We start from the raw sequence: 17406 nt of genomic DNA, 5'->3' as shown, positions 1-17406 counted from the left end.
AATTGCCTTCCCACCATCTTATGCGGTCAATTCTTCAGGTGACTATCGCTTCGCGGGCGAGCGGCTACCTCGTCGCCGGTCCAACCGTTGAAGCGGTTCGCTGAGGAGCATCAACAACAGGGGCCAGTTTCCTGCACCGGGAATGACAACGGCCAGAACGAGTGCAGCAAGGAAGAGGCCGGAAACGATCCAACTCGCTCGAATACCCAGCACGGCGTCATTGTCAGCCATGTCGTGGAGGTCAGCGTGGGACCGGAGATAGATGCGGGCCAGCAGAAGCATCAGGCTGGTGGCGAACAAGGTGCCTATATAGACGAGGGGCTGTGCCCAGTCGGACGTCATCTGGGTGGAGAGTGATGTGGCCACGGGCATCACCACAATGGTGAACATCCATGCCACCGTCAACCACAGCAGGCCCGCATCAACACGCTTGACGCTGCGAAACAGCTTGTGGTGGTGCACCCAAAACACTGCGATGAGGATGAAGCTGAGGACGAAGCCGAGCAAGGCGTACTGTTCCTCAGCCAACCACTCAGCCGTTGTGCCGTCATGGTCGGCAAGTTCTCCCACGCTTTCCATGAGCGGCAGGATCAACAACGTCAAAGCAATCGCCACCACGGCATCCGTAAACGCTTGCAAACGCTCCGGCGACGACAGCTCCCGGTTTTTCGTGACCTGTGTCATGCCTCCGATTGTAGGGGCAGTCAGGGTGAAATCAGCGGGGGTGACGCGGTGATCGGTGAACTATCAAGGTAACTGCCGCCGTCGTGCATGACAGCGCGATCACGCTCAACGCCAATGCCGGCCAGCCATAAGCCTGAAAGGCGAGACCGCCCGCCCAGCCAATGACGCTGGAACCCAGGTAGTAGGACAGGTTGTACAAGGACGCTGCTTGCGCCCGGCCTGTTGTGGCGATGGCTCCGGTCCACCCTGAGCCAACGCTATGGGCAGCGAAGAAACCGCCGGTGAAGATCACCAGCCCCACTAAGGTGGCTGCCAGATTTTCCACCAACGTCATTGCCAAACCAGCCGACATAATGGCGATCCCTGCCACCAGGACGTTCCGGCGGCCAAATCTGGTGGTCAGCCCCGCTGCCCAGCGCGAACTGACCGTTCCGGACAAGTACGCCAGGAAAATCAGGCTGACAACGGTCGCAGGAAGCCCAAAGGGTTCTGCGTGCAAACGGAAGCCGAGGTAGTTATAGACGGCCACGAAGCCACCCATGAGCAGGAACGCCTGCAAGTAGAGGGACAGCAGCTTGGGATTGCTGGAGTGCCCACCCAGGGTCCGGAGAGCTCCCCGAAATCCCAAAGCAGGGGCAGGGCTGAACCTGCGTTGCTTCGGAACAAGCACCAGGAACAAGACAGCTGAGACCGTGGCCAGCAGGGATACCGCCAGGGCTGCGGCGCGCCATCCCCATAGTTCTCCAACAGGCCCGGCCACAAGGCGCCCGGCCAATCCGCCCAGGGTGGTTCCGGCAACGTAGGTGCCCGCTGCGAGGGCTGTGTGGACTTTGGTGACTTCCTCGTTGAGGTAGGCGATGGCGATCGCGGGGATACCGCCCAAGGCCATGCCTTCCAAGGTCCGCAGACCCAACAGCACGGGCACGGTGGGCGCAAGGGGCACCAGTAATCCCAACAATGTGGCGATGGCGATGCCAAGGGCCATGGCGCGGACCCGGCCAATCCTGTCCGCCAGGAAGGACCATGGAAGTACGGTGGCAGCCAGGCCCACAGTGGCAAGGGAAATGCTCAGCGCGGCTTCGGCTGCCGTGATCTGCAGGTCAGTTGCCATGAGTGGAAGCACGGCTTGGGTGGAGTACAACTGCGCGAAAGTCGCAACGCCGGCAAGGGCCAGCGCTGCCAGGACGCGGCTGTAGCCTCTGGAGCCTTTGGCATGTCCATCCCAGGATTCGGTGCTGGCTACGGAAATTGCTTTGCTCACCGAGTCAGATTAGGACGGAGCAAACTCCTGATTCCAATGCATAGGTCATCTAGGATTGATGCAGGAATGCATGAATCACCAGCGAAGGAATGCAGTGGAGCCGGATCATCACCAACTCGTTCAACTCCTCCCGTTGCTGCCCGTCCTCGCCGAACTTGGCCGCACGGAACACATGACAGAAACCGCGGAAATCCTCGGCGTTCCACAGTCAACAGTGAGCCGTGCCGTGGCAAGGGCAAGCGCCATAGTGGGTATGGACCTGCTCATCCGGGACGGCCGGGGCATCCGGCTGACCCCTGCAGCCAGGACCCTGCTGCCCTACATCGAGGCAGCACTGCAGGATTTCCAGGCCGGGTTGGACCGGGTGCGGCACGAATCGGACGTGGTCCGGGGGCGCATCGGGGTCTCCTTCCAACACACCTTCGGTGAAGCGACACTGCCCCTGCTCATCAGCGCCTTCCGCGGCCGCCACCCACACACTGTATTCGAACTCTGGCAGGGTCCTCGCGACGATTGCCTGACGCAACTGGCCAACGGGGACATGGACTTCGCTTTGACAGCACCCATCGCCCCGGAAGGGCGTGGCATTCACGCCATGCCGCTCTACCGGGAACCCCTGCGAGCCGTGCTGCACTACAGGCATCCCTTGGCGGAACGGAACAGCGTGCGCCTCTCCGAGCTCCGGCACGAGCCCTACATCACCCTTCCCGAGGGAGTGGGGCTCCGGGCGCTGGGTGAGGCGCTGCTGCGGGAAGCCGGCTTTCGTCCGCGGATTGCCTTTGAAGTCCAGGAGTCAACCTCGGCCCGTGGCCTGGTCTCGGCCGGACTGGGGTTCAGCATCCTGCCCCCGGCAGGACCCGGGTCCGGGACAGGGCAGTTCCTTCCGAAGGCCGAACTCGGGCTCGTGGAAGTCGCCATCGAATCGGACCTGGCGTTCCGGCAGATCGGTCTTGCCTGGCGGGAGCGAAGCTTTGAGCCGGACGCCGTCAGGCTGTTCCGCGAACTCGTGGTCAATGAGGGCGGGGAACTGCTCGCCGAACTCGTCAGAGCCCGGTCAGGAACTCCCTGACCACGTCCGCAGCGGATCCTCCTCTGGCCTGCTGCCAGCCCGTCCCGGCCCATAAGTTGAGGCGGTGGGGATCTCCGGCAGCAGATGCTGCGCCCCGGACAGGGCTGGTGAGATGGTGGATCGCGGGATATCCTTCCGGCGCGTCCCGGTGGTCCCGGACGAAGTCGTTAACCAAGGAACGGGCCCATCGTCCCGTGAAAGCCCGGGTCATTGCCGTCTCCGTAAATGCAGGATCACCCAACGCGTCCTTAAGTGGCTTCCGCGCACCGCTCTCTTCAGTGCGCACCAAAGCGGTGCCCACCTGCGCGGCCTCCGCACCCGCTGCCAGTACTTCACGCAGGCCGGAATTGTCCATGATGGCGCCTGCCGCAATGAGCGGAAGTCCGACGGCGCCACGCACCTGGGCCACCAGCTCCGCCGTCGTGCGGGCTACTGATCCGGGCCGGCCAAGGAGGAAAGCTGCCGTGTGCCCGCCCGCGGAACTGTGCTGCACCACCAGGGCGTCAGGCCCCTCCTCCGCAGCAGCCAAAGCTTCTTCAACACTGGTGACGCTGGCAATAACCCGGCTGCCCGCCTTCTGTAGTGCATGGACCACCGGCTTTCCCGGGAGGCCAAAGGCGAAGCTCACAAACTCCACGGGGTCGGCCAGCAGGGCGTCGATCTTGTCCTGCCACGCGTCGTCATCATCAAGCCGCAGGGGAGGAAGGGACACGCCGTAGCGGGCCGCCTCAGGTTCCAATTCGGCCCGGTAGGCCTCAATCTGCGCCCGGGCCTCAGGACGTGGCGGGAGCTGACGTGCATCCGGTACAAACACATTCATGCCAAAGGGGACCTTGAGTTCCCGCGTGGCAGCTATTTCGGCAATCATGGCGTCGGGGCTCTTGTAGCCGGCGGCTATGAATCCCAGCCCGCCACCCTCATGAACTGCCTTCACCAACGCCGGCGTGGACGTTCCTCCGGCCATGGGAGCTGCAATAAACGGTGTACCAAAAAAGGATTCGGGCATGTGCGGTTTCTCCTCCGGACGCTCCAAGCTAGTCTTTCACGGTGAACAATCCTGACTCTGTCCAGCATTCCCACGCCCCTCTGAAAGTCGTGAGCGGCACCGTCATAGGGCTCGACATCGGCGGCACCAAAACCCGCGGCGTGCGGTTCGAAGACGGGTCTCCGGTGAGTGACCAGAGCGCTGGCAGCTCCAATGTCCAGAACGTGAGCCGTGAGGTGGCCGCAGCCAACCTTGCTGAGTTGTTCGGGAAAATCGGTGGCGGCCACATTGACCAGGTGTACGCCGGTGCCGGTGGGATCGATACCGACGAGGACGCCCAGGCGCTCGCAGACCTCATAGCACCCCATGCGCCCGGCGCGCGCATCACCGTGGTCCACGATTCACGCCTTCTGTTGGCAGCCGGGGGAGCGAGCACGGGCGTCGCAGTCATCGCCGGCACCGGCTCAGCCGCGTGGGGCAGGAACGACGCCGGCGAGGAAGCCCGCGCGGGCGGCTGGGGCTACCTCCTGGGCGACGAAGGAAGCGGTTACTGGTTGGGGCGCGAAGCGGTGCGCCACAGCCTGCGCCGGATGAACCAAGGGTTGGAGGCTGATCAGCTCAGCCGTGCACTGTTGGACTCCGTGGGTGTGGACGAACCCGGCAAGCTGATAGCGCTGTTCCATTCACCGGACACGGGGCGCCGTTATTGGGCGCAGCAGGCCCGGTTGGTGGTGGAAGCAGCCGACGCTGGCGACGAAGTCAGCATGGCCCTCGTGGAGCAAGCGGGCTGCGACCTGGCTGACCTCGCCGAACAGGCAGTCCGCCAACTGGGCATCGACGGCCCGGTGATCCTCGGAAGCGGACTGGGCATGAACGTCCCGCGGCTTCAGGAAGCGTTTAAAGCCAAGCTGGCCGAAAATGGGATCACTGATGTGCGTATTCTTCAGCAGGATCCGGTGTTCGGTGTCCCTCGTTTGGTGGCCGAGCAGCGCCCCTAGCCGCGCGTACGTGGGCGGAGCTTCACTCCCGGCAGGGGCGGGGCAGGAATGCGTCCGGCCTCCGGCCCTGCGTCAGGACCGTGGCCCGGGACGAATCCAAAGCGTGAGGCGGCGGCAGCGTCGTCGTCGAGCAGTCCCTCGGCTTCCCATTCCTCGCGGGCCTTTTCCACTTCTTCGTGCGTCCTGCCCACGAAGTTCCACCACATGAGCAGGTCTTCGCCGAAGGGCTCGCCACCGAGGAGCATGAAACGGGTTTCCGGCTGCGCTTGGACGGCGAGGCTGGACCGGCCGGCGCCCAGGTAGGCCAGCGGTCCGGCCTCGATGTCCTGGCCGTCTATGACGAGGTGGCCGTCAAGGACCAGGACGGCGTGCTCAAAGTCAGGCCGCAACGGTAGTTCAAGGGTTCCTGTGCCTGTGATGTCCGCTCCAACAATGGGGCTGAACATGGTGGCGGGGGAGCGCTGGCCCGCAAATTCTCCCACCATGACGGTTGCCCTGAAGTCTTCGCCCACGGCCACCGGCAGGTCCTTCACTTGTTCGAAAGACGGCGCACGGTGCCTGTGCTCCTCCGGTAGCGCAACCCACAGTTGGAGCCCGCGGGACACGGGAATTTCTTCCACCAGAGCACCAGACCCTCCGTCGGCGCCGGCCGCGAGGACTGAAAATTCAGAGTGTGAGATGCCATGGCCTGCGGTCATGATGTTCAGCTCACCCGGCTGGACCACAACATCGCTGCCCACACTGTCGCGGTGACGCACGGACCCTTCCATGGGCCACGTGACGGTTTGCAGCCCGCAATGTGGGTGGGGGAGCACGCTCATGGCCACCCTGTCCGGCCCAAAGCTGTCCAGAAAGCACCAAGCGCCCACCGTCGGCAGTCCCCGCTGGGGCAGTGTCCTCATGACGTTCATGGCCCGCACGCCACCCAAAGGGACCTCGCGCTCGGGCCACAGCTGAACGCAGGGACCTTGACCTTCCGGCGCCGCGGGGCAGACTTCCTGTGCGGGAGAAGTATCAAGATTGGTCATGTCATCATCGCCTGTGCATAAATGTTGGAAATTGAGCTAATCTGTTGCACGTGAACAACGCCCTCCTGAGCTACCGTGACGCTGTCCTTTACCGTTCGGGTGAACCGTATCGCATCCTCGCCGGAGCCATCCACTACTTCCGTGTTCACCCGGCCCTGTGGCAGGACCGGCTGCGTCGACTCAAAGCGATGGGCGCCAACACAGTGGACACCTACGTTGCCTGGAACTTCCACCAGCCTAAGCGCGATGAGGCACCGGACTTCAGCGACTGGCGCGACCTAGGTAGGTTCATCGACCTCGCCGCCGAGGAAGGGCTGGATGTCATCGTCCGCCCCGGCCCCTACATCTGCGCCGAATGGGACAACGGCGGCTTCCCCGCCTGGCTGACCGGCATTCCCGGCATCGGCCTGCGCTGCATGGACCCGGTGTTCACCGCCGCGATCGAGGAATGGTTCGATCAGCTCCTTCCCATCGTGGCTTCACGGCAGGCGTCCGAGGGTGGTCCGGTGGTGGCCGTGCAAATTGAAAACGAATACGGCAGCTACGGCGACGATCACGAGTACATCCGCTGGAACCGGCGTGCCCTGGAAGACCGTGGCATCACTGAGCTCCTTTTCACTGCCGACGGCGGCACGGACTACTTCCTCGACGGCGGTTCCATAGAAGGAACCTGGGCGACGGCAACGCTGGGAAGCCGTGGCGACGAAGCGGTAGCCACATGGCAACGACGCCGGCCCGGCGAGCCGTTCTTCAACGTGGAATTCTGGGGTGGATGGTTCGATCACTGGGGCGAACACCATCACCGCCGGGACGCCGAAGACGCCGCAGCGGAGGCCCGCAAGATGCTCGATCTCGGTGGCTCGATCTGCGTCTACATGGCCCATGGTGGGACCAATTTTGGTCTCGGGTCCGGGAGCAACCATGATGGCGCCATGCTCCAGCCGACAGTCACCAGCTACGATTCCGATGCGCCCATTGCAGAGAACGGCGCCCTGACTCCCAAGTTTCATGCCTTCCGCAAGGAGTTCTTCCATGCCCAGGGAATCGAAGAGCTGCCCGAACTGCCCGCTGAATTGCTGGCTGACACTCCCGTACTGCCTGCCCAGTCCTTGCCCCTGACCAATGGCCCGGAGCTGTTGGAGTTGGTGCGCTCCGCCGGAACGCCGATCACCAGTGTCAAGCCACTTGGCTTCGAGCAGCTGGGACTCGACGCCGGCATGGTCCTCTATGCCTCTGAAGCCATCCTTCCCGGTCGCGCCGACGCTCCCACCCAGAGCCGGTTGAAGATCGCCGGGCTCAACGACCGTGCCTACGTCTGGATAGACGGCACCTTCGCCGGGGTCCTGGACGACGTCACCGGAGCGGAGGGCCTTGCCGTTACCGGCACAGGCGTCGCCGCCAAGCTGGAAATCCTGGTGGAAAACCTCGGTCGCATCAATTACGGGCCCCTGACGGGTCATGGCAAGGGAATTCTGGGCGGCGTCCTGGTCAACCAGCGCTACACCTTCCACTGGACGCAGACCCCTGTGGCGCTCGCCGACTGGAAGCTTGAGGACCTGGAAGGCTTGGCAGGAGCCGACTTCGAGGTGGACGAGCCGGCCGACACCTACATTGCCTTGTCTGATTCCGGGAAGGGCTTCGTTTGGCTCAACGGTTTCCTCCTGGGCCGTTACTGGGAGAAGGGCCCGCAGGTGACACTTTATGCGCCGGCTCCGTTGCTAAAAGAAGGCCGCAACAGCATCAAGGTGCTCGAACTCGGGAAGCCTGGGACCGTCGTCGAACTTCGCGAGGCGCCTGACCTTGGTCCCGAAGAAGCAGGCCCGATCGAGGCCGCCGACCTTCCGTAGCGCTCAACGCAAGGAATTATGCTGACTCCATGACCCTGCAGTTCGATACCCGCCCAGCCGCTTACGCCGTGATTGTCCGTGAAGATAAGATCTTGCTGGCGTATTGGAAGCAGGACGGCAAAGAAGGCTGGACGTTGCCAGGTGGAGGCTTGGACCTGGCAGAACATCCTGTGGATGGTTGCCGGCGTGAGGTGTTTGAAGAAACCGGATACGAAGCCCGGATTGAACGAATGCTGGGTATCGACGTCGGACACTGGCCGGGCGAGATCCGTCCCGACGGTTCGGTGAAGGATTTTCAAGCCCTCAGGCTGGTCTACGAGGCCACCGTCATAGGCGGCGAACTGACGCACGAAGTGGATGGCAGTACCACCCACGCGGCATGGATCCCGCTGGAGGACGTGCAGAAGCTCAACCGCGTCTCCTTGGTGGACACGGCACTGCGCTTGCACCGGGAACGCCCTGAGGACGGAAAGCTGACTTAAAGCCCTAGCCAAGGGCACCTCGTCTTGGCTACGCTGAACATCGTTGCCGGCACACCCGTTGCCGGCCCGGATGCCGAGGAGGTGGATTTGATGATTGCCGAGACCTTGCGCGCCCCGCACTCAGTTGCAGCGCGCCGTCATCAGCCCACCATTCCTGCCCCGGCATCAGCCTGCCAAAACTAGGCGGCCGGGCCTCATCAGAGGCATTTCATTGAACACTTACGCTTCATCAAGCGACCCCTCTCTCAGTTCCACCAAGCAACATTTCACCCACGACCGTCCCACGCAGGAATTGAAGGGACCTGTGGAGTACGGCTTCACTGACAAAACCGCGGAGCTTTTCGCCGCCCACACAGCGCCGGACACCCAGCCTGACGCCATCCCCGGACGCGTCATTCGCCTGGACCGGAATCGGGTGCTCGTAGCATCGGCCGAGGGGCAACTGCATCTGCCCTACCCAACCCATGGCCTGGTACCTGCAACGGGGGACTGGGTGTGGCTCGGACACAACAGCGCCGGTGAGCCAGCCGTCGTCGAGGTCCTGCCCCGGCATTCGGCGCTGAGCCGTAAACGCGCGTTTGAAGCCTCTTCGGAGGAGCAGATCCTGGGCAGCAACATCGACATTGTGGCTGTTGTGGTCCCCGTGGATCGTCCGTTGACGCACAACCGGCTCGAACGGACGCTGGTGGCTGCCTGGGATTCGGGTGCTATGCCACTGGTGGTTATCACTAAAGCCGACCTTTCGCACCTCGCGGACGACGTTGTGGGGGAGGTCATCCTGCAAGCTGCAGGCGTGCATGTTGTCACCACCTCCGCAGAGCAGGGCGACGGCCTCGAGGAACTGATGCAGCACATTCCCCACGGCGCAACGCTGGTGTTGCTGGGTCCTTCCGGCGCCGGGAAATCAACGCTCATTAATGCCCTCACGGGGCGGGACGTCCAACAGACGGGCGCAGTGCGGTCCGGAGACGGCAAGGGCAAACACACCACCACCTCAAGGGAGCTGGTGCCTTTGACCGGAGGCGCCGTGCTCATGGACACGCCGGGAGTCCGCGGCTTCGGGCTCTTCGACGCGGACGAGGGAATGGAGGAAATGTTCGGCGATCTGGAGGAACTCTTCTCCCACTGTCGTTTCACGGACTGCGCGCATCAAGCAGAGCCGGGGTGCGCAGTGCAGGAGGCGCTCGCGCAGGAGTCCTTGGATCACCGGCGATGGGCCAGCTATCTGAAGCTGCAACGCGAACTGGCAGCCTTGGCCAGGAAACATGATGCGGCGGCCCGTCGGGCGTATCAGCGCGAATGGCACCAAAAGGTCATGTCGGCGGACCGGGGGCAGCGCGCGGCCGAGCGATACAGGCATGATCAAGCCGAGGAGAGGGCGGCGAAGGGCGGCAAGAGACGCAAACGCTGAACATTGCCGATTCATTACGGAACTCGTGGCGGCGCTGACATCGTCGGGGGTGCTGGCTACGCTGGGTGAAGATTGCTTTGCAGCCAAGTAATAAGAGTGCATATGATCATCTGGCTCTACCGATGTTCTCCACCACAGATAGGTAAGCCCTGGTATGGCCGAAGCCATGATTGAGTTCAAGAGCGTTACCAAGCAGTACCAAGGCGGGCAACCGGCGGTGGATGCCCTCACCATGTCCATAGACAAAGGCACCATCACCGTGTTTGTCGGCCCCTCGGGCTGCGGCAAGACAACGTCCCTGCGCATGATCAACCGTATGGTGGAGCCCACCAGTGGAACCATCACTGTTGCGGGAGAGGACGTCTCCCAGGTTCCCGCGGCTCAGTTGCGCCGTTCCATGGGTTACGTCATGCAGTCGTCGGGCCTGCTGCCGCACCGGTCCGTCCTGGACAACATCGCCACCGTGCCACGGCTCAACGGTGTTCCCAAAGCGGAGGCGCGGAAACGCGCTGCGGAACTGCTCGACGTCGTCGGGTTGGCTTCCATCCTGGGCAAAAGGTACCCATCCCAACTCTCAGGTGGTCAGCAGCAACGTGTCGGGGTTGCCCGGGCGCTCGCTGCTGATCCGCCGGTGCTGTTGATGGACGAACCTTTCAGCGCCGTGGATCCCGTGGTTCGTGACGAACTGCAGCAGGAACTCTTGCGCCTGCAGCGGGAGCTGGCCAAAACCATCGTTTTTGTCACGCACGACATCGACGAAGCCACTGTTCTTGGCGACAAAGTGGCTGTCTTCGCTGTCGGGGGGAAACTCGCGCAGTACTCGGCTCCGGAAGAGATCCTTCGCGCACCTGCCAACGACTTCGTGGCCTCCTTTGTGGGTCGCGATCGCGGCTTCCGGCACCTTGCCTTCAACCCAGCGGACGCCGTGACCTTGCACCCGGTGACCATGGTGAGTCCCTCTGATGGTCAGCACGCCGGCCGCCAATCGGGGGAGTGGGCGCTGGTGGTCGATGAGGATTCGCGTCCGCTGGGTTGGTCCTCGCCGCGCGAGGGCGCCGGTCTGATCCCCGGGGGTTCACTCTTCCGTAAGGGCGACACCCTGCGGCGCGCGCTGGACGCGGCGTTGTCGTCGCCGTCGGGCCTTGGCGTTGCGGTGGACGACGACGGCCGGGTGGCCGGCGTCCTGAAGGCGCCCGAAGTCCTGGCATTGATCGAAGAAGTCCGCCACCACAGGGAGGACCCCACCTGATGGAGTGGTTCCTCGCCAACAGTGGCATGGTCCTGGGCCTGGCAGGTCAGCACATGGTGCTGGCCATCATTCCCATGATCCTGGGCCTCCTGATTTCGGTTCCGTTGGCCCAACTGGCCAGACGCAACAGCGCGCTGAGATCGGTGGTGGCTACGGCCACGTCACTGCTCTACACCATTCCATCGCTGGCTCTGTTCATCATTCTTCCCACCATCCTTGGCACGCGGATCCTTGACCCCCTGAACGTGGTGGTGGCGCTGACCATCTATGCCGTGGCCCTGCTGGTCCGTGCCGCGATGGACGCTTTCGACTCCGTGGACGACGACCTTCGGAATGCTGCGGTGGCCATGGGCTTCAAACCCTTGGCGCGCTTCTTCCAGGTGGACCTTCCGTTGTCCTTGCCGGTCATGTTCGCGGGTCTACGGGTGGTTTCCGTCAGCAATATTTCCCTGGTGAGTGTCGCGGCGCTTTTGGGCGTTGGCAACCTGGGAGTTCTGTTCACGGACGGTCTCCAGCGCACGTTCATTACCGAAGTGGTGGTGGGTATCATCGCCATCCTGGTGCTGGCGCTGTTGATGGACGCATTCCTGGTGGTCTTGGAGCGGCTGCTGACTCCGTGGACCCGGGCCGTTGGTGGAAAGTCGCCGCGTCCTGACGCCAACGCCCTGGCTACTGAGCCCAAGGCTGGATCTGCGGCATCCGCAGCAGGACCACGCCCGGACCAGGGAGCATCCGCATGAACATTTTTGCTGAAACCATCGCCTGGCTGACCAACCCCAAGAACTGGACCGGGACCGGGGGAATCCCCACACGCTTGCTGGAGCACCTGCAGTACAGTGCCCTGGTCCTGCTGATCGCCGCAGTGATTGCCGTGCCCATCGGCCTCTACATCGGGCACACCGGCCGTGGCCGCGTGGTTGCGGTTGCCGTGGCCGGCGCTTTACGTGCCCTCCCGACCCTCGGGTTGCTGGTCCTCTTTGCCTTGCTGGCCGGCAGTGGCCTGATGCCTCCCGTATGGGCGCTTGTCATCCTCACTGTGCCGCCGCTCCTGGCGGGGACCTATGCCGGCATTTCCAGCGTGGAAGCCACCGTGGTTGACGCGGCCCGGGCCATGGGCATGACCGAACTTCAGATTCTCTTCCGTGTTGAACTGCCCAACGGACTGCAAGTCATGTTCGGCGGTATTCGCACGGCTGTTCTGCAGGTCATCGCAACAGTCTCTGTGGTTGCCTACCTTCCGTTGGGCGGGCTGGGGCGGTACTTGTTCGACGGCCTCGTCCTGCAGGATTTCCCCAGGATGCTCGGCGGTTCCCTGCTCATCGCGGGGCTGGCCATCGCCGTGGACCTTATCCTTGCCGGCGTCCAGAGACTCGTTATTTCGCCCGGCCTGACCCTCGATTCACGCGGACGCCAGAAGGCGTCCGACGATCTCACAGCCACGGTTCCCGCCGGGGCTGCCGTTCAAGGAGGTACACCATGAAAAACACCGTCCCCATGACCCTTACGCGCCGTGGTCTCGGCGGCTTGGCCGCCGGAGTGGGTGTGGCCCTCGCCTTGAGCGCGTGCGGCGGCAGTCCCTTGGCGACGCCTTCCACTTCGGCACCCAGCGGTTCCTCCGACGGTGGCTCGTTGGTGGTTGGTTCCGCAGATTTTCCGGAGAGCCAGGTCATCGCCGAGATCTATGTTGGCGCCCTCAACGCCGCAGGTCTTACGGCAACGTCCAAGCCGAACATCGGCTCGCGCGAGATCTACTTCAAGGCTGTCCAGGACGGCTCCGTAGACCTCGTTCCGGACTACTCCGGCAACCTCCTGTCCTACGTGGACACCGAAGCTGCCGAGGTGTCCGCCGAGGACGTCTACAAGGCACTTCCGGGCAAGCTTCCGGACGGACTTGCAGTCCTGGAGCCGGCCAAGGCCGAGTCCAAGGACGCCATGGTGGTCACCAAGGCCACAGCCGAGAAGTACCAGCTGAAGTCCATTGAGGACCTGGCGAAGGTCTGCAAGGACTTCACCATGGCGGCACCGGCCACTTTTGAGACCCGCGCTTACGGCTTCCCGGGGCTGAAGGCCAATTATGGTTGCGAGCTCAAGGGCCTTCAGCCCTTCAACGACGGCGGCGGCAACCTGACGCTCCAGGCCCTCCTCGAGGACAAGGTTCAGGTGGCGGACATTTACACCACCACGCCGTCCATCGCCGACAACGACCTTGTTGTCCTCGAAGACCCGAAGAACAACTTCAAGGCCCAGCAGGTCCTGCCGTTGGTCAAGGAGGCCAAGATGACGGATAAGGCCAAGGAAGCGCTCAACAACGTCTCCAAGATCCTCACCACTGATGACCTCATCAACCTGAACCGCGCCGTCAGTGGCGACCAGAAGCAGGCACCCAAGGACGCTGCTGCTGCATGGCTGAAGGACAAGGGCATCGTCAAGTAACACCTGAACAAAACCGCGTACGACGGCGGTGACGGACCCATGCGGGACTGTCACCGCCGTCGTCGTATCTGTGAGTTAAGTCTCAGCTGAACTGCATCACCCGTGTGGCATATTTGAGGGATGGCGAATTTCAAGCAGTCCACCAAGCTTCATAATGTCCTCTACGACATCCGTGGACCGATTCTTCAGGCCGCCCAGCAAATGGAAGCGGAGGGTCACCGGATCCTCAAACTGAACATCGGAAACCCGGCACCTTTTGGTTTTGAAGCCCCCGACGCCATTTTGGTGGACATGATCCGCCACCTGCCGAACGCACAGGGTTACAGCGATTCCCGCGGCATTTTCTCTGCCAGGACCGCCGTCTCGCAGTACTACCAGACACGTGGCATCCAGAACATCCATGTTGACGACATCTACCTTGGCAACGGGGTTAGCGAGCTCATCACCATGTCCCTGATGGCGCTCTTGGACGACGGCGACGAAGTACTGATTCCTACGCCGGATTATCCGCTGTGGACCGCGTCGGTAGCCCTTGCCGGGGGCCGTCCTGTGCACTACCTCTGCGACGAAGAGTCCGGATGGCAGCCCGATCTTGAGGACATGGAATCCAAGATCACGCCGCGGACCAAGGGCATTGTGGTGATTAACCCCAACAACCCCACCGGCGCCGTGTACCCGGAGGAGACACTCAAGAAGATTGTGGCCTTGGCGGAAAAGCACGGGCTGGTTCTTTTCGCTGATGAGATCTACGAAAAGATCTTGTACGAAGACGCCGTCCACGTGAACCTTGCCGGGCTCACCGGGGATGACGTGCTGTGCCTGACGTTCAGTGGACTGTCCAAGGCCTACCGTGTGTGCGGTTACCGTGCTGGCTGGATGGCCATTTCCGGTCCCAAGAAGGACGCCGCGGATTACCTCGAGGGCATCAACCTGCTGGCCAACATGCGGTTGTGCGCCAACGTCCCTGCGCAACATGCCATCCAAACCGCTCTGGGCGGCTATCAGAGCATCAACGATCTCATCCTTCCCGGCGGCAGGCTTCTGGAGCAACGCAACAAGGCCTACGACCTCTTGAACGCGATCCCAGGAGTCAGCACCCAGCAGGCCAGGGGCGCCCTGTACCTGTTCCCGAAGTTGGACCCGGAGGTCTTCCATATCCGGGATGACGAGAAGTTCGTCCTCGATCTGCTGAAGGAACAGAAAATTCTGGTGTCCCATGGTCGTGCCTTCAACTGGGTTCGGCCGGACCACTTCCGAATGGTGACATTGCCCAACGTCAAGGACATCGAAGAAGCCATTGGGCGCATGGCGGACTTCCTGTCGAGGTACCCGGGCAACTAGCCTGAGGTCCAAGGCCGCGCCACAGGGGCATGGCCTGGCAGAAAGGCACGCGAATGGCTGTAGCAGTTGAGTTCGCCACAAGTCCGGCCGAGGTTCTGAGGGTGGGGTCTGGGTTTTCCCTGGCAGGCGTGGATCCTGACTCCACTCCCGGTTACACGGGCGGGAAAACGGATGGCAAAGCACTGCTGGAGGCACAGGATGCGCGGCTGTCGGAGCTTCAGGAAAAGCTCTTTGCCGAGGGCAGGGCAGGCAGCGGGAAACGGCTCCTGTTGATCCTCCAAGCCATGGACACTGCCGGGAAAGGTGGCATTGTCAGCCACGTGGTGGGCGCCATGGATGTCCAAGGCGTTCAAGTATCCGCGTTCAAGGCCCCAACTGAAGAGGAAAAGTCGCACGACTTCCTGTGGAGGATCGAGAAGCAAGTCCCTGCCGCAGGGATGGTGGGAGTCTTTGACCGTTCACAGTACGAGGATGTCCTGATCCACCGCGTCCACGGATGGGCCGACGCTTCGGAGTTGGAGCGCCGGTATGCCGCGATTAATGACTTCGAGGCGCGTCTTGCCGAGCAGGGCACCACCGTGGTCAAGGTCATGCTCAACATCAGCAAGGACGAGCAAAAGAAGCGACTCATTGCCAGGCTTGACGATCCCACCAAACACTGGAAATACAGTCGGACGGACCTCACGGAGCGGGCCTTCTGGGATGACTATATGGACGCCTACAGCGTGGCCTTCGAGAAGACCTCCACGGAAAATGCTCCTTGGCATGTGGTGCCGGCCAACAAGAAGTGGTACGCACGCATCGCGGTGCAGCAACTGCTGTTGGATGCACTCGGGGGGCTGCAGCTGGACTGGCCCAAAGCAACCTTCGACGTTGCCGAGGAGCGCGCCCTCGTGGTGGAGTCCTAAACTTCCCGGTTGCTGCCGGGCCTCGCAAGCGGCCGTTTGCTGCGTGGAACTGGCTGCTCTGCGTCCTTACTTGCTGCCTGCCGACGCTCCGCCGTCCTCGCTTGCCTCGCGGGCGGTCGCCAGGCGTTTGCGGGCGCCTTCAAGCCAATCCTCGCAGCGCTTGGCCAGGGCTTCGCCGCGCTCCCAGAGCGCCAGCGATTCTTCCAAGCTGGCTCCGCCTGCCTCCAAGCGTCCCACTACCGCCACAAGTTGTTCCCGGGCTTCCTCATAGCTCATTCCGTCAAGGGATTCCGGCGCCAGTGCGCCTTGAGGAGTCGGTGCTGCCTGGCTGTTTTCGGTCATGATGGTCCTTCGTGGTTGTGGCGGTGTTACCGGCAAATCAAGGGGCGGATGTGCGGTGGATTCTGGACGAGCCGTCAGCGTTCCATGATGTGACCTGCCCCGTTGGAGACAGCACTGAAACGGCCCTCAGCAACGCGGATGCTCAAGGATGTTCCGTCCGGAGCTTCATCGGGGCTGCTGACCACGTGATGGCCCGCTTGGTCCTCACCGATGAGCTGAACAACGGCATAGCCGCGGTCCAGCGTCTTTTGTGGTGACAAGGCACGGACCTGCGCACGCAAATGGTGGACTTGGTCCAAGGCCCGGAGAACCGCGGTGCTGACCGCGGAATGAGTCCTCCGCTGGAGGCGGTGGATGTCTTCGGCGCGGGCATCCACCATGGAGGCAGGAGTGGCCAGTACGGGCCGGGACCTCAACGCGTGGAGTCGATCCGTCTCCCGGTCCACCATGCGGCTGATACTTCTCCGGAGATGCTCCCTGGCCTTACGGACCATGGCCAGTTCCTCGGCCACGTCCGGAACAATGCGCTTGGCGGCATCCGTCGGCGTCGACGCCCGGAGGTCCGCCACGTCGTCCAGGATGGGGCGGTCGGCTTCATGGCCGATCGCGCTGACAACCGGTGTAGTGGCCGCTGCCACGGCGCGAATGAGGTCCTCATTACTGAACGGCAGGAGATCTTCCAGGGCGCCGCCGCCGCGGGCGAGGACAATGACATCCACGTGTGGGTCAGCGTCCAGTTTCTTCAGCGCTGCGATGATCTGTGAAACTGCGGTGTTGCCTTGGACGGCTACCTCGCGGACATCAAACTCAACGGCCGGCCAACGTAAGGCCGCGTTGCGCATGACGTCCTTCTTGGCGTCTGAGTCCCTGCCGGTGATAAGGCCGATGCGATGAGGGAGCAGGGGAAGCTTCCGTTTCCGGGAGTCCGCGAACAGGCCCTCGGCTGCCAACGCTTGGCGAAGCCGTTCAATCCTCGCCAGCAGATCGCCGAGGCCCACAGGACGGATGTCCTTCACGGACATGTTCAGGCGTCCGGTCTTCACCCAGAAGTCCGCCTTCACCAAGGCAACCACCCGGGAGCCGCGTTCCAGGGGTACCTTTTGGCGGTCAAGCACCGTTGACCAGACTGATGCGGGCAAGGATATTTCAGCGTCAACATCACGCAGTGTCAGGAATGCGTTGCCACCCCTGCGGTTAAGTTCAATGACCTGACCCTCAATCCATGCGGCCGGCGCCCGCTCAATATGTGCTTTGAGCTTGCGGGACAGCAGTTGCAGGGGCCAGGGGTTGTCCGGGCTGGTCTCTGCCGCGGTCCCGGGCAAGGTGGATTCCGGCGTTGCTTCAGCGGACATGGGTGGCCGTTGCCTG

General features: G+C 62.7%; 18 protein-coding genes. 12 read left to right on the top strand and 6 right to left on the bottom strand.

Annotated elements, in window-relative coordinates:
• Positions 1–42: 42 nt before the first annotated feature.
• Together AR689_RS20060 and AR689_RS20055 are read right to left on the bottom strand one after the other, a co-directional pair.
• Entirely contained in the window at positions 43–684 is a 642-nt protein-coding gene (locus tag AR689_RS20060) for a TMEM175 family protein (RefSeq protein WP_062073011.1), read from the bottom strand.
• A 31-nt stretch (positions 685–715) separates the two neighbouring features.
• The gene (locus AR689_RS20055; RefSeq protein ID WP_062073009.1) at positions 716–1945 is read right to left on the bottom strand and encodes an MFS transporter; all 1230 of its coding nucleotides are present in this window, start codon (positions 1943–1945) and stop codon (positions 716–718) included.
• Between the two features lie 94 nt (positions 1946–2039).
• On the opposite strand from AR689_RS20055, the gene AR689_RS20050 reads away from it, so the two are divergent.
• Positions 2040–3014, top strand: coding sequence for a LysR family transcriptional regulator (locus AR689_RS20050; RefSeq protein ID WP_062073007.1), 975 nt, complete (start codon positions 2040–2042; stop codon positions 3012–3014).
• Here AR689_RS20050 and AR689_RS20045 read toward each other — a convergent pair.
• Positions 2989–4020: an NAD(P)H-dependent flavin oxidoreductase gene (locus AR689_RS20045; RefSeq protein WP_197412931.1), complete on the bottom strand. Its 1032-nt coding sequence runs from the start codon at positions 4018–4020 to the stop codon at positions 2989–2991. The two genes, AR689_RS20050 and AR689_RS20045, sit on opposite strands and share 26 nt — an antisense overlap.
• A 41-nt stretch (positions 4021–4061) precedes the next feature.
• Here AR689_RS20045 and AR689_RS20040 point away from each other — a divergent pair, with 41 nt between their 5' ends.
• Positions 4062–4997 (top strand): N-acetylglucosamine kinase, encoded by a 936-nt coding sequence (locus tag AR689_RS20040; RefSeq protein WP_062073003.1) that lies wholly within the window; start codon positions 4062–4064, stop codon positions 4995–4997.
• On the opposite strand, the gene AR689_RS20035 is transcribed toward AR689_RS20040, so the two are convergent.
• Positions 4994–6025 (bottom strand): pirin family protein, encoded by a 1032-nt coding sequence (locus tag AR689_RS20035; RefSeq protein ID WP_062073001.1) that lies wholly within the window; start codon positions 6023–6025, stop codon positions 4994–4996. The two genes, AR689_RS20040 and AR689_RS20035, sit on opposite strands and share 4 nt — an antisense overlap.
• Positions 6026–6075: 50 nt before the next feature.
• Here AR689_RS20035 and AR689_RS20030 point away from each other — a divergent pair, with 50 nt between their 5' ends.
• From AR689_RS20030 to AR689_RS19990, 10 genes are all read left to right on the top strand, one after another.
• Complete coding sequence (locus AR689_RS20030; protein WP_062073906.1) at positions 6076–7872, top strand: glycoside hydrolase family 35 protein; 1797 nt, start codon at positions 6076–6078, stop codon at positions 7870–7872.
• Between the two features lie 29 nt (positions 7873–7901).
• Positions 7902–8354: an NUDIX hydrolase gene (locus AR689_RS20025; protein WP_062073000.1), complete on the top strand. Its 453-nt coding sequence runs from the start codon at positions 7902–7904 to the stop codon at positions 8352–8354.
• A 24-nt stretch (positions 8355–8378) separates the two neighbouring features.
• Entirely contained in the window at positions 8379–8537 is a 159-nt protein-coding gene (locus AR689_RS23440; RefSeq protein WP_197412930.1) for a hypothetical protein, read from the top strand.
• A gap of 28 nt (positions 8538–8565) precedes the next feature.
• Complete coding sequence (gene rsgA / locus AR689_RS20020) at positions 8566–9765, top strand: ribosome small subunit-dependent GTPase A (RefSeq protein ID WP_062072998.1); 1200 nt, start codon at positions 8566–8568, stop codon at positions 9763–9765.
• 154 nt (positions 9766–9919) lie between these two features.
• On the top strand, positions 9920–11014 hold the full coding sequence (locus AR689_RS20015) for an ABC transporter ATP-binding protein (RefSeq protein WP_062072997.1): 1095 nt from the start codon (positions 9920–9922) through the stop codon (positions 11012–11014).
• The gene (locus tag AR689_RS20010; RefSeq protein WP_062072995.1) at positions 11014–11754 is read left to right on the top strand and encodes an ABC transporter permease; all 741 of its coding nucleotides are present in this window, start codon (positions 11014–11016) and stop codon (positions 11752–11754) included. The genes AR689_RS20015 and AR689_RS20010 overlap by 1 nt, the downstream gene beginning before the upstream one ends.
• On the top strand, positions 11751–12494 hold the full coding sequence (locus AR689_RS20005) for an ABC transporter permease (RefSeq protein ID WP_062072993.1): 744 nt from the start codon (positions 11751–11753) through the stop codon (positions 12492–12494). Before AR689_RS20010 ends, AR689_RS20005 begins: the two co-directional genes overlap by 4 nt.
• A complete protein-coding gene (locus tag AR689_RS20000; protein WP_062072992.1) occupies positions 12491–13447 on the top strand; it encodes an ABC transporter substrate-binding protein in 957 nt (318 codons plus the stop codon). Before AR689_RS20005 ends, AR689_RS20000 begins: the two co-directional genes overlap by 4 nt.
• Before the next feature lie 120 nt (positions 13448–13567).
• A complete protein-coding gene (locus AR689_RS19995; protein ID WP_062072990.1) occupies positions 13568–14788 on the top strand; it encodes a pyridoxal phosphate-dependent aminotransferase in 1221 nt (406 codons plus the stop codon).
• Positions 14789–14841: 53 nt separating this feature from the next.
• Positions 14842–15696: a polyphosphate kinase 2 family protein gene (locus AR689_RS19990; RefSeq protein WP_062072989.1), complete on the top strand. Its 855-nt coding sequence runs from the start codon at positions 14842–14844 to the stop codon at positions 15694–15696.
• Between the two features lie 66 nt (positions 15697–15762).
• Here the strand turns inward: AR689_RS19990 and AR689_RS19985 are convergent, their stop codons facing one another.
• Both AR689_RS19985 and xseA read right to left on the bottom strand, forming a co-directional pair.
• The gene (locus AR689_RS19985; RefSeq protein ID WP_062072987.1) at positions 15763–16038 is read right to left on the bottom strand and encodes an exodeoxyribonuclease VII small subunit; all 276 of its coding nucleotides are present in this window, start codon (positions 16036–16038) and stop codon (positions 15763–15765) included.
• 74 nt (positions 16039–16112) lie between these two features.
• The gene (xseA, locus tag AR689_RS19980) at positions 16113–17390 is read right to left on the bottom strand and encodes an exodeoxyribonuclease VII large subunit (protein ID WP_062072985.1); all 1278 of its coding nucleotides are present in this window, start codon (positions 17388–17390) and stop codon (positions 16113–16115) included.
• Positions 17391–17406 lie beyond the last annotated feature (16 nt).

Origin of the sequence: Arthrobacter sp. EpRS71, from assembly GCF_001512285.1 — a bacterium.
Classification (GTDB): domain Bacteria; phylum Actinomycetota; class Actinomycetes; order Actinomycetales; family Micrococcaceae; genus Arthrobacter.
Note: the sequence above shows the minus strand (reverse complement) of the source record. Positions and strands in the feature narration are given on the sequence as shown.